The sequence below is a fragment of the Paenibacillus sp. Negev47 genome, assembly GCF_058313655.1.
The window spans coordinates 1,620,906-1,634,366 of record NZ_CM177754.1 but is presented as its reverse complement, the minus strand read 5'-3'; the positions used below and the strand labels follow the sequence as shown (position 1 = coordinate 1,634,366).

Sequence of the window (13,461 nt, the reverse complement as noted above, 5' to 3'; positions counted from 1 at the left end):
GCAAGTCCCCAGATATCATCATTTCTACAATTATAATTTAATAGTTGAGGGAAATCTTTCATTCGTCAAAGGTTTTAACTAATCAACAGTAACGTGGTTTTTATGACAAAATATCTTATCTAGGTTCTCATAGAAATAATTTAATTCTGGATTGATAAGCACCTTAATATCTCTTTCATTACGAGAAACACACGATTTTCTCACAAAGAAGCCCGATGCGTGTTTGAGAAAAATCTCGACACAGATCGGGCTTCTTGCTATGACATGTTATCTTTTATTCATATGCAGTTTTACGTATTGAAGAGAGCTTTCATTTGAGCAACAGGCGACTCGTGTCCGGTAAATTCATGGCGTCTGTGTGCTACCGTGACTTCACTTGCTATCTTGCCCATTTCATTCGCCCAGTCGACTGCGGAATCGCCGCCATCCGAGATCAGAACACGCTTCCCGGCAAATCGGGACAGATCGGTTATCGTATAATGCAGATTCGTAAGCTCATAACGGTTGGCACCTTCAACATCCAGCTTTTGCACCTGCGTCATACCTCTCCCAGCACATAGCAGGATCGTACGTGTGTAATGACGTTCGCCTGTTTTGGAAATGAGTTCAAATACACCGTCCTCGCTTCGTTCAAGCTCAGCAATTTCCTGACCAAATACAATCGTTGGATCGAACGTTCTCGCTTGTCTTTCCAGGTACAGGCTTACTATGTTCGCTTAGCTCATTTTGTAACATTTTACAACTATTCGATGCTAGCTTTCAGTGATCCCTGTCCCCGTTTCTGTCCTTTTCCCGCCATCCAATATGTCAGTCCACCTGAAACACCAAAAGCAATAACCACACCAATGCAAGTGTGTAACAGATTCAGGCTACCCTCTTCGATGAATAGCGGCAGGTTGATCAAGCTTGGATTCCCAACGACAGCGAATGCCTTGACAGATAACAATCCGTAATACAATCCACCCGCAGCTCCACCCAGCATTGCCGCGTAGAAAGAGGATCTCTTTCTCATGTTGACCGCATACAATGCAGGCTCTACGACTCCAAGGAGGGCTGTTCCCGTTGCCCAGAAAGCAAGTCTTCTGGATGCTGGCTCTTTCGAGCGAATTCCGTTTGCAAGCGCGGCCCCCGCTTGTCCAACAATCGCCACTAACATGGCAGCAATCATCATCGAACCACCATTCATAACCATTTCATTAATTAGGATGGCAATCAGCCAGTAGTGTAATCCCATAATTAACATCAGTGAGAAGACCGCTCCCAGTAACATCACCGTCAACACTGGAACATTAGCTAACAGTAAATCCAATGCCTCCGGCAGATATTCATCGATCCAGGTACCGATAGGACCAAATATCATGAATACCAGTGGAACCAGGATCAATAACGTCAGGAACGGAGCAACAATCCCTTTGGAGAATTTTGGACTTATTCGTTGAACGGCTCTTTCCAGATAAGACGCGGCACAGATTGTTAAAATAACCCAGATGGCAGTCGTGTAAAAAGCAGGCTGGGACACGAGTGGCAAGCCCAGGAAATGGACGTCTTTTTCACCTGACATTAGCAAGATCATCTCCGGATGGAACATCAATCCGCCAATAGATGCAGCAACATAGATATTGCTCTTCAACCGGTACGCTGTGCTGATTGCTACCAATACAGGCAATAGATGAACAACACTGTCTCCAATGATCCTGAATATCGTAAAGGTCTGGCTGTCCATCAGTGCAGAAGAATCCCCTGAACTGTAGGTATCCACTAACGTAATAATAGCGAGTAAAATCTTAATAACGGCGGCTCCGAGAATCGCTGGCATCAAGGGCCTAAACACATCGGATACAAAATGTAAGATCGAGAATCTGTTCTTCATCGCGTGTCCTGCTTCCTGCAATGCTGTTCCTTTCGCTTCCCCCACGCCCATATTCAGTAAAGTATTGTAGATCTGTGAAGATTCATCCTTTATTGCCAGATGGCACTGCTCCCCCGTTACCCGAATATCTGCCTCATAATCTGTGGAGGCCAAAACCGGCATGTTCAATTGGGTACTGTCCTTCAGTATCAGCATCGTTGTACCCTTATCGTGCTCTACAAGCTTGATGTTCTCCTCGCCACCTGCGAGTTTCAACCAATCTTCAATCTGTGTGTCATGCATTATGTACAATCTCCTCATGTTACGGTAAACCCGTGTTTTGTGATGTGTTCGATCTAATATGCCTCTATCTATATACACATTTCCACGAAAGAACTTCAATAGGATAATAAAACTAATTTTCCTTACATTGCATGTTTATTTATACAAGGTATATGGACCTATGACATCGTTTACGTAACAAAAAAGCCTGCTCAAGCGCAGGCTCTAACACATTTCTATATGTTCCATTTATCCACTTATGACAATGCCAACATCGCGTTCATATCTTCTTCTGCCGTTGTAATTAACTTCAGACCGAACATATCCACCAGTACATCCAATACACCTTCCGATATGAACTCAGGTGGTTTCGGTCCGATCCGAATGTCCTGAATGCCCAGGCTGAACAGTCCGAGCAGGATCGCCACTGCTTTTTGTTCAAACCAGGACAGCACAATGCTGACAGGCAACTCGTTCACGGTACAGCCAAAAGCATCGGCCAATGCCATTGCAATCTTCACGGTGGAACCGGAATTATTGCATTGTCCCAGGTCGATATAACGCGGTATGCCCGTGTCCCCAACCGTACCATAATCCACATCATTGAAGCGGAACTTGCCACAAGAGGTTGTCAGTATAACGGTATCATTCGGCAACGATGTAGCGAGTTCACGATAGTAGTTGCCGCCTTTGCCTGGCGCATCACAGCCCGCAATCACGAAGAATCTTCGGATATGGCCGTCTTTTACCGCTTGAATAATTTCGGGCGCAAGTCCGATGACTGTCTCATGATGGTATCCTGTCGTTAAGACTTGCTCGGATTGTACATCAGCCGCAGGCAGTGACAATGCGCGTTCAATCAGAGGTGAGAAGTCGTCATCCATAATCTTGGCAACACCCTCCAGACCCGCCACTTCGTATGAGAAAAAGCGGTCTGCATACGTGCCTTTGATCGGCATGACACAGTTGGTCGTTGCAAGAATGGCACCCGGGAATTGCTCGAACAGTCTGCGCTGATCATACCAGGCTTTGCCGATATTGCCCTTGAGATGGGCATATTTCTTCAGCGCCGGATAACCGTGCGCAGGTAACATTTCCGAGTGGGTATAGATGTTAATTCCTTTGCCTTCGGTTTGACGCAGTAACTCCTCCAGTGCATACAGATTATGTCCCGTTACCACGATGCACTGTCCTTCGATCTGATTCTGACTAACCGTAATCGGCTGCGGTACACCAAAGCGGTCTGTGTGCGCACGATCCAGCACGTCCATGATGCGGATTGCTGCATTGCCGACTTTCATCGCCATCTCCAGATGCTCTTGAACATTAAAATTCGAATTCGTTAATGTCATATATAACGCCTCATGTGTAATCCGATCCACCTCAGGATCATGATATCCCAACTGGCGTGCATGTGTTGCATAAGCAGCAATCCCTTTTAACGCAAAGATCATCGTATCCTGCAAACTTGCGATCGTTTCATTTTTGCCGCATACCCCAACCACGGTACACCCGCCACTTGGCGTCTGTTCACACTGATAACAAAACATATGGGTCCCCTCCAAACTAGATTAAACACTGTTCGTTATGAAATAGCGTAACAGACCCCGATATGTCCATGTGTGATGGTGCACACAGTTTTCTGATCCAACACCTATATAGGGTTCTCCGTATGTCTCTGCATCACTGGAAATAATAACATTGGGAATGAAGCATATCTCGGCTCATTATGAAAAATACTGTGTACATAACAGCTGAAAACTTATAAATTCTATAATCATAAAAAATTATGGAAATGAAACGATTCTAGATTTTGTTCGTAAGGGTAATACACAGAGAAATCTAATATTCAAGGAGCTGGTCAATTGCAACACTATAGACACAGTGCAGAGGAAACCCTTCAGGATGTGCAGAGTTCCTCTAAGGGACTCACGAACTCCGAAGCTGCCAAGAGACTTGAAACGGAAGGATATAATGAGTTAAAAGGTAAAGATGCAACGCCAGTCTGGAAACTGTTCCTCGAAAATTTCAAAGACCCTATGGTCATCGTGCTGCTGATTGCAGCCGCCGTACAGGTTGTACTTGGACACCTGATTGAATCGTTGATCATATTCCTGGTTATTTTGCTTAATGCCGTGATCAGTGTAGTGCAGACCAAAAAAGCCGAGAGTTCGCTTGACGCGTTAAAACAAATGTCTGCACCCGAAGCCAAGGTCATTCGTGATGGCCAGAAAAAGACCATACCAGCGAGGGAACTCGTGCCCGGTGATATTGTTATGCTCGACGCAGGAGATTATGTCCCGGCCGACGGACGTATCTTGGAATCAGGCAGTCTGAAAATTAACGAAGGCATGCTGACCGGAGAATCCGAAGCTGCGGAAAAACACGCCGATGTCATCCCGGATGAAGCTCCAATTGGAGATCGCCGCAATATGGCCTTCAGTGGTTCACTGGTCGTATATGGACGCGGCATGCTCGTCATTACAGGTACGGCACTCAAAACCGAAATCGGCAAAATTGCCGAATTAATTGAAAATGCCGAAGCCAAGAACACGCCATTACAGCGTAAATTGGAATCATTCAGCAAAAAACTGGGCTTTTTCATTCTTGGCTTGTCGATTCTCATCTTTGCCATTGAAGCCGGTCGGGTATGGTTGACCGAAGGTACGGAAAATATCGGACCGTCCATTGTAAATGCACTGATGTTTGCGGTAGCCGTTGCGGTTGCTGCCATTCCTGAAGCACTCTCCTCCATTGTGACCATTGTATTGTCACTCGGAACGAATAAGATGGCCAAACAGCATGCGATCATTCGCAGACTGCCTGCCGTGGAAGCGCTCGGTTCTGCCAGCATCATCTGTACTGATAAAACAGGAACACTAACGCAAAACAAGATGACGGTCGTGGATTATTACATTCCCCATGGCACCAAGGACGAATTCCCCGATGATCCCGATCAATGGTCTGATGAGGAACGACGTTTGTTACATATTGCAGTGCTCTGCAATGATTCGAATATTAACCAGGAAGGCAAGGAACTGGGTGATCCAACCGAAGTGGCCCTCATCGCCTTCAGCAACCGGATGAATAAGGATTACAATGAAATCCGTGACCAATTCCCGCGTGAAGCCGAGCTTCCTTTTGACTCGGATCGAAAACTCATGAGTACGGTTCATACGTTTGAGGGACAGACAGCTTTACTGACCAAAGGTGGGCCGGATGTGTTGTTCAGCCGCTGTAGTCATGTGTTTATTAATGGTGAAGTTCAGCCCCTGACACCTGAGATTCGTACACAATTTGAAGAAAAGAACGAAGCCTTCTCCAAACGGGCTTTCCGTGTGTTGGCTTATGCGTACAAAAAATTCGATGATAAAAACCAGGTCACCATTGATGACGAGCATGATCTGACGCTTGTTGGCCTGACAGCGATGATTGACCCACCGCGCGAAGCGGTATACGGCTCTATTGAAGAGTCCAAAAAAGCGGGCATTCGCACCATCATGATTACCGGTGACCACAAAACGACGGCTCAGGCCATCGGTGTGGATATTGGCCTTGCCGAACCGGACGATCTCGCCATTACCGGAGCCGAACTGGACAAAATGTCTGATGAGGAGCTGGATCAACAACTCGAACACATCTCGGTCTACGCAAGGGTATCTCCTGAGAACAAAATTCGGATTGTTCGGGCTTGGCAGCGTAAAGGCAAGGTTGCAGCCATGACCGGAGATGGCGTTAATGACGCACCAGCGCTGAAACAAGCTGACATCGGCGTAGCAATGGGTAGCGGAACAGATGTTGCCAAAGATGCGGCTGCCATGATTCTGACCGATGATAACTTTGTCTCCATCGTGAATGCGGTCAGTGTTGGGCGGATGGTATTTGATAATATCAAAAAAGCCATCGCATACCTGTTTGCCGGTAACCTCGGCGCCATTATCGCCATTTTGTTTGCCTTGATCGTCGGCTGGGTTAATCCATTTACGGCCCTTCAACTGCTGTTCATTAATCTGGTGAATGACTCCCTGCCTGCCATTGCACTGGGTACCGAGAAGGCCGAGCCGGATGTCATGCGGCGCAAACCACGTGATATTAACGAAGGCATCTTCGCAGGTGGAACCCTGCAAGCTGTGATTACGCGTGGTGTCCTGATTGGGGCGGCTGTTATCGTATCCCAATATATCGGACTTGGTATCTCGGAGGAAATCAGTGTGGCTATGGCCTTTACAACACTGATTCTGGCACGCAGTCTTCAGACTTTTGCAGCACGTTCCAACACACAGACCATCTTACAGGTGGGCTTTACGACCAACAAATTCGTGCTTGGCTCCATCCTGGTATGTCTCTGTCTCTATGCAATCACACTGATTCCAGGTGTTCGCGGCGTCTTCGCCATCCCGGATACGTTTGGCTGGAATGAGTTCCTGATTGCAGGCGGACTCGCTCTCGTTGCCGTCATTCTGATGGATGTCATCAAGTGGATTCGCAATCGCGGTAAACAAGTTACTGTGGCATAAAAGTTATAGGCATGCGTTTAAACAAACAGGCGCCCTTCATCAGGGCGCCGTTTATTTTTTACACAGACAAAGTACACTTTACAGACTTGCTGTTGTTTACTATAACTTCCCCGCACAATGTTTAAGCATTAAAATAATATCTACTTACTAACCAATAGATTGACACGATAAGGATAAATAATCCCCAGGATACCAAGGGGATGGTCGCCGACCACTTAAACTTTTCTTTTCCGTTTGAACCCTTGGTTAATCCAGATGCTATTAAAGCCACTCCAATTATTATACCGATCTGGGCAAACAACAACAAAAACCCTTCTACCATGTAGATTGCTCCCTCACATACTCAGGTATTGATTTGAACATCATTAGCGATTAATACATCCGTTGTCTGTACCTAGTTACCCCTGTTTGATGCCAAAAGCAATCCAGCGTCCATCTATATCTTCAATCACAAATTCTTTGTTATTATAGTCTGTGTGATTAAGGGCACGTACGATTTTTACATCTGCGTTGATCAATTCCTGCTGAAGATCTTCCTGGTTCTTGGTAATAAAATATGCGTCATATCCATAGCCATATAATTCTCTGTTGGGAATGACCTTCTGTCCATTGCTTTGGGTCAAAATAATCTCGGTAAGATCACGATACAGACAGACATGAGGTTCCTCGGCATCGAGATATTCGACCATCCGAAAGCCCATCTTCTCTTCATAAAACTGCGCGGTTCGCCTCATATCAAGCGTCGGAAATACGCTGTGGGACATTAATAATGCATGAGTCATGGGTATAATCTCCTTCATTTTCAGCATGCTAATTACTCAGATATCTAGTTACATAACCGCTGATCCATCTGCTTATGTATGTTCAATGATCATTTTAGTTAAATTCAGGAAATTCGTCTATGGTTTATTATTAATATTTATCTGTGCTCATCACATTCGAACGAATCAGTATGACATTATTGCCATATGATGAAATGGAGTGTAAAATGATATATTGCTTTTATACAAATTTCCTTTGAGGTTCTATCCGAATTCATATTCATACCCAAGACAGGAATGGTTACGTGAAAGATAAAATTGTCATGCCACTCTGGACATGCTGTCTGTTCATCGTTGTGATGAACACCACCATGTTCAATGTTTCTTTGCCAGTCATTATTCATGATCTTCAGATCACCTCAGATCTGGGGTCCTGGGTTATCTCAAGCTATTCGATTGGTTACGCTTTGTCGACGGTGATCTACAGTCGATTGTCAGACCGCATCCCGGTACGCAAATTGCTAACGGTTGGGCTCCTGATCCTGGGATTATCTTCCTTACTGGGATTGTTCGCGCATAGCTTCGCGATCCTGTTGCTGACACGCATACTGCAATCTGCGGGTGCAGGAGTTATGGCCGGTCTGGGTCTCGTCATTGCGAGTCGTTACATCCCGGTGGAACGGCGCGGAGCTGCCATCGCGCTGATCTCATCAGGTAGTGCGATGGCCTTTGGGCTGGGTCCCATTGTCGGCGGACTCATTAGTGAGTACTGGGGCTGGAATGGACTTTTTGCCATAACGGTGCTTGTCCTGCTCGCCCTGCCCGTATTGCTCTATTTCCTCCCCCGGGAAACGGTCAAAACGAATCAGCCGTTCGACTTGATTGGAGCCATATTAACAGTCATTAATGCCACTACACTTCTGGTAGCGATCACCCAGCAATCCTGGTTATGGTTCGCCATAGGCGTTATCTCGCTTATTGCACACCTCTTGTATATTCGTAAAGCGAATCTGCCGTTTGTGAATCCACAAGTGTTCCGAACGCCGGGATACACCCGGTTAATTCTTATCGGATTCTGCGTGCTCGTCGTGAATCTGGGCAATCTGTTTTTGATGCCGCTTGTGCTCGCTGATCTGTATGGGCGCTCTTCACTCGCCATTGGTTTGCTGATTGCTCCTGGAGCAATCGTTGCAGCATTCTGCACTCGTTTCGTCGGGCGCTGGGTCGACCGTTATGGCAATATGCGATTCATGATCATCGGGCACACCCTGCTCGCAGCGGTACTAGCCTTATTCATGCTCGGACTTGATCAGTCCGCTTTGATCATTACCAGTGGTTATCTCTTTTTCTCACCGGCACTCTCAGCCTCCATGGCTTCACTGAATAATGAAGCGTCACGAGTGCTGCCCAAAGCGCAAATAGGTTCCGGTATGGGCATGCTACAACTGATTCAGTTCTTCGGTGGTTCAGTGTCTGTAGCGGTGTGTGGGCTACTGCTGCACAGCATTCCGGGAGTCTCAGTAGAGGAAGCTTATCATGTGGTGTATGCGTGTCTGTTGTTCATCTGCCTTGTTTCACTCGGGTTGACCATCTGGCATAGCAGAGCATCACGCTCAGGCATTAAACAGCTTGCATCCGATAATTAAACGTTCAAACTAAAAAAGGCCCGCGCCAAGCGCGATCCTCTTTTAGTTTGAAACAGAAATGCCGATTTTTAAAAGTGGATCACTCAATGAACTTACCGGTTACTTTCCTTATTTCATACTACAGCAGCTTGTTGACTATTTCCCGTCCAGTGCGAACTTCCAGGCCTCCATTATGCTAATTGGGGCTTTACTACTGCTCTCACCGCTGCCTTCCTGTGTCCAAAGTGGTGGATAATAGCCAAATACTTGTCCTGTCTGTAGCTGAGACATATCTTCCTGCCAGCCTTTCCAGCGAAAGGTCTGATAGAACTGCTCCAGATCCCCATTTGCGAGCCAATTCATGAAACCTGAATATGTCAGTTCTGTCGATTCCCATTCCAATGCATCCGGTGCAAAATAATAGACCTGTCCCGTGCGGCCATACTTGCCTGTATCCATTCCGAAGAAACCGCCTGCCGCATCATATGCGACAACCATCATGCCTTCCAGTACATCTACCCAAGGTTGCTCACTCACACCATTCCAACTGGTTAGACTCCCAGATATACTGTCACCACCCGCACCAAGCAGCGTGATCCAGCCATGGTCCAGTACAATGCCTTCTGTTTCATAAGCAACAGCCCCCAAATAGGATTTGATGCTTATTTGCAGACGATAGAGAGTATCCTCTCCAGCCTCCCGCTTTGCTGGAACATACACATATGTATTTTGCCCGCCGTCCAGGAGTTGCTTGAGTTCTTCCCATGCGTAGTTCTCCCGATCTACTAATTCAGCTATAGTTAATGTATTCATGAGCACTCTCCTCGCTGATTTTATAAGAGCATATCATGGCTTATTAACCCGTTCAAATCTGCTATAATCTATCTTCAAGGCTAAATGCAAGGGGGAAACGATATGACTCGCTTCGTTTTACTTATGATTCCGATGCTGATGCTGCTCGTATCCGGATGTCAGAATCATACAGCTTCCATGAAGGAACCTGTTTCTGTTCAAAAGTCCGATCCCCAGGTAATCCATTACATATCACCCCAAGGAAACGACTCGAATAAAGGAACCATTCAATCTCCATGGAAAACGTTGCAGCACGCAGCAAACCACGCTTCACCGGGAAGCACGATTTATATGCGGGAAGGTGTGTATCATCAGAAAGTCAAAATCACCCGGAGCGGTAATTCTTCCGCTAATCCAACCCGATTTACCAACTATCCTCAGGAGAAGGTTATCATGGATGGTAAAGGTCTAACTGTCCGGGGCATTGAAGGGTTAATTGAAATTGAGAATGCCAGTTATATCACGATTCAGAATCTCGAAATTCGTAACTTTACAACCACACTTGGGGGCCAAGTTCCAACCGGGATCTATATCCACGGAGCAGGTGAGCACATTCAGCTGTTGGGCAACACCATACACGCGATCGCTAATCACGCACCACCTGAAGGTCCCGATTTGCAAGGTAGAGATGCCCACGGTATTGCCATATATGGCACAGAGCACCCTCAAGCATTGCGCGATATCATCGTCAAGGATAATGAATTGTATGACCTCACACTCGGTTCCAGTGAGTCACTTGCAGTCAACGGCAATGTCGATACCTTTGCTATATTGGACAATACCATCCATGATTCCGACAATATTGGCATTGATCTGATTGGGTTTGAAGGCACGTCCGAGGACGATACATACGATCAGGCCCGGAACGGTATGGTGCGAGGCAACGAAGTATACGATATTACGTCCAATAACAATCCCTCCTACGGTACAGACCTACCCAATGATACCAACTCGGCCGGTGGCATCTATGTAGATGGCGGGAAAGATCATATCATCGACCAGAACCGGGTATACCGGAGCGACATCGGAATTGAGATTGCCTCAGAGCATGCCGGACGTTCAACCAGCAACATTACCGTGCGTGATAACCTGATTTATTCCAACAGATTGACGGGGATTGCCATGGGAGGTTATGACGAGGAACGAGGAGCTACCGAGGATAGTAAGATCATGTATAATACCCTGGTTGGGAATGATACGCTGGATGCAGGCAATGGACAGTTATTCATGCAATCACGGACGATGAACAATACGTTCATGCATAACATTCTCGTATCGGGCAGCTCGGATGTGCTGATATACAATGAATATACCAGTAATATAGGCAATGTATTTGACCATAATGTCTATTACTCACCGGGACAACAGGAAGATGCTCTGTGGGTTTGGAAAAATAAAGCCTACTCCGGCATCGCCGCCTACATCAAGGGATCTGGTAACGATGCACACTCCATATATGTGAACCCGGCATTTATGGACGAACCCAACGAAGATTTTCGTCTTCAGGCGAATTCTCCTGCGAAGGCGTATGGTTATCTTGCCCCAAGGTAAAGTTAATCAGATACTACTTAAGTGGATTAGCCAGCCTATTTCACGCAAATATAAGGAGCCTGTGCATGAGGGAATTATCTCCCTCATATTGCACAGGCTCCTTATGGTTTTCCTTTGACCCAACCCAACCCTTAACTTCTTTCCATCTGCGCTGCATGTGTCACCCGGTTTCGTCCTCCAGCTTTGGAGGCATACAGGGCGTTATCCGCTCTTTGGAACAAGGACTGTTCTGTATCTCCCTCGACTACAGTGGCCGCACCAATACTCACGGTAATGTTATATTCGCCCCAATCGGCTGAAGCAACCTGTGAACGATATTGTTCTGCGATGCCACTCGCTTGCTCCTCTTCACAATCCGAAAGGATGATGACAAATTCCTCTCCGCCGTAACGTGCCACCACATCCGTACCTCGTGATACCGATTGCAGCAACCCCGCCAGATTGCCGAGTACCAGATCACCGATCGGATGTCCGTACGTATCATTAATACTTTTGAAATGATCAATATCCACAACCAGCAGAGAGAAATAACGTTGCTTCTCCTGGAACAGCAATAAGTTCTCAGCCATTTTTTCCTGGAAGAACCTGCGATTCTTCAGTCCTGTCAGGAGGTCGGTGGAAGCCAGAGTCTCCAACTGATCATTCACCTTGATTAGCGCCTGCTCTTTGATCTTGTATTCCTCGTGTAATCGTTCAAGCTCCTTGTTCGCTTCTTGGGTCGCTTGATACAGCTCTTGCAGTTTGGTTTTGGTATGCAAAATATCCTTCTCATGTTCGATTCGCTTACGCATGACTACAACGACACAATCCACGACACTTTCCCCATTATGGGTCTGACGAACTCCGTTAAGCAGCACAGGAATAGCCTGCTGGTCACGAGTACGGAACGTGAAATACATCTCGTCCACATGTCCATATAACTGGATGTAGGGATAGAAATACGTATGGAAAAATACCTTATTGCTCGCCGACATGGTTGACTCAATATGTTGCCCTGTCAACTCATCGCGTTCATATCCAAGCATCGTCAGAAAAGTTTGATTCATCGATTGTACAATGCCCGAATCAGAGATAGAGAAGTATCCACAGGGCGCTGAATCTAGTTGGGTATCCATCAATAACAGCCTTTCTTCCGAGTTCTATGCGCTCGTCAAATAATTCTTAATCATTCGGATCGTTTCTTCCGGTTGACTTAGATGCGGATAATGTCCCTTGGCCGTCATCTGTTGCAACCTGCTATTTTTCAGATGAGCGTGTAAATAATCCCCTACTTCAACCGGGGCAATACTGTCCTCGGAACACTGAAGAATCAGCGTTGGTACAGTTGCCTGCTCCAGATCAATACGACAGTCGGATAAAAACGTCACTTCGGCAAATTGTCTCGCAATATGCGGATCTCTGGAACAGAAGCTTTTTTCCAACTCTTTCGCCAGATCTTTCCGTTCCGGATTGTTCATCACAATGGGTGCCAGATAACTTGCCCAGCCAATAAAATTCATCTGCATCATCTCAAGCAATTCATCAATATCATTCCGGTCAAAACCTCCATAATAACTTGGAAGATCATTCACATAACGTGGGGAAGGCCCCAACATGACGATCTGTTTGAAATATTGGGGGGTCTGAATGGATGCCAGCATGCCGATCATACTGCTGACAGAATGTCCGACAAATATGGTATCTCTTAGTTCAAGTGCTTCCATAATTTCCAGCACATCCTGGGCGTATCCTTCAAGGTTGCTATATTTGACAGCATCATAATAGTTAATTTGAGATTCGCCAGATCCAACATAATCAAACAAAACCACACGATAGTTTTCGCTAAAAGCCGGGACGATGTAACGCCACATGTCCTGATCACATCCAAAACCATGCGCAAATACAATGGTTTGGCTACCTGAGCCAAGCACTTTAACATTATTTCTGACAAGCACATCAATCGTCATTTCATATCACCTCTCTGAGGTAGTACTCTCTTGAATCATTTTATCTGATTATTATATCGGAAAATGTTGGGATATGGA

9 protein-coding genes and 1 pseudogene are annotated in these 13,461 nt (G+C 46.1%); 3 read left to right on the top strand and 7 right to left on the bottom strand.

Going from position 1 to position 13,461, the window contains the following annotated elements; genetic code table 11:
- Window positions 1–305: 305 nt before the first annotated feature.
- The 3 genes and pseudogenes from AC4G47_RS07520 to hcp form a co-directional block, all read right to left on the bottom strand.
- Window positions 306–695 (bottom strand): annotated as a pseudogene (locus tag AC4G47_RS07520) (NAD(P)/FAD-dependent oxidoreductase); the annotation flags it as partial.
- A gap of 47 nt (window positions 696–742) precedes the next feature.
- Entirely contained in the window at window positions 743–2,152 is a 1,410-nt protein-coding gene (locus tag AC4G47_RS07515; protein WP_491105588.1) for a PTS sugar transporter subunit IIC, read from the bottom strand.
- A 236-nt stretch (window positions 2,153–2,388) separates the two neighbouring features.
- The gene (hcp, locus tag AC4G47_RS07510; protein WP_458123565.1) at window positions 2,389–3,681 is read right to left on the bottom strand and encodes a hydroxylamine reductase; all 1,293 of its coding nucleotides are present in this window, start codon (window positions 3,679–3,681) and stop codon (window positions 2,389–2,391) included.
- A 315-nt stretch (window positions 3,682–3,996) separates the two neighbouring features.
- Between hcp and AC4G47_RS07505 the strand changes: the two genes are divergently transcribed.
- A complete protein-coding gene (locus tag AC4G47_RS07505) occupies window positions 3,997–6,648 on the top strand; it encodes a cation-translocating P-type ATPase (protein ID WP_491105587.1) in 2,652 nt (883 codons plus the stop codon).
- 398 nt (window positions 6,649–7,046) lie between these two features.
- On the opposite strand, the gene AC4G47_RS07500 is transcribed toward AC4G47_RS07505, so the two are convergent.
- Window positions 7,047–7,430: a VOC family protein gene (locus AC4G47_RS07500; RefSeq protein ID WP_491105586.1), complete on the bottom strand. Its 384-nt coding sequence runs from the start codon at window positions 7,428–7,430 to the stop codon at window positions 7,047–7,049.
- A gap of 284 nt (window positions 7,431–7,714) precedes the next feature.
- On the opposite strand from AC4G47_RS07500, the gene AC4G47_RS07495 reads away from it, so the two are divergent.
- The gene (locus AC4G47_RS07495) at window positions 7,715–9,055 is read left to right on the top strand and encodes an MFS transporter (protein WP_491105584.1); all 1,341 of its coding nucleotides are present in this window, start codon (window positions 7,715–7,717) and stop codon (window positions 9,053–9,055) included.
- A gap of 135 nt (window positions 9,056–9,190) precedes the next feature.
- On the opposite strand, the gene AC4G47_RS07490 is transcribed toward AC4G47_RS07495, so the two are convergent.
- Complete coding sequence (locus AC4G47_RS07490) at window positions 9,191–9,847, bottom strand: DUF2625 family protein (protein WP_491105583.1); 657 nt, start codon at window positions 9,845–9,847, stop codon at window positions 9,191–9,193.
- 102 nt (window positions 9,848–9,949) lie between these two features.
- On the opposite strand from AC4G47_RS07490, the gene AC4G47_RS07485 reads away from it, so the two are divergent.
- Complete coding sequence (locus tag AC4G47_RS07485; RefSeq protein ID WP_491105582.1) at window positions 9,950–11,437, top strand: right-handed parallel beta-helix repeat-containing protein; 1,488 nt, start codon at window positions 9,950–9,952, stop codon at window positions 11,435–11,437.
- A 131-nt stretch (window positions 11,438–11,568) separates the two neighbouring features.
- Here the strand turns inward: AC4G47_RS07485 and AC4G47_RS07480 are convergent, their stop codons facing one another.
- Both AC4G47_RS07480 and AC4G47_RS07475 read right to left on the bottom strand, forming a co-directional pair.
- A complete protein-coding gene (locus tag AC4G47_RS07480; RefSeq protein WP_491105580.1) occupies window positions 11,569–12,552 on the bottom strand; it encodes a sensor domain-containing diguanylate cyclase in 984 nt (327 codons plus the stop codon).
- A gap of 24 nt (window positions 12,553–12,576) precedes the next feature.
- Complete coding sequence (locus AC4G47_RS07475; RefSeq protein ID WP_491105579.1) at window positions 12,577–13,383, bottom strand: alpha/beta fold hydrolase; 807 nt, start codon at window positions 13,381–13,383, stop codon at window positions 12,577–12,579.
- Window positions 13,384–13,461: the final 78 nt, after the last annotated feature.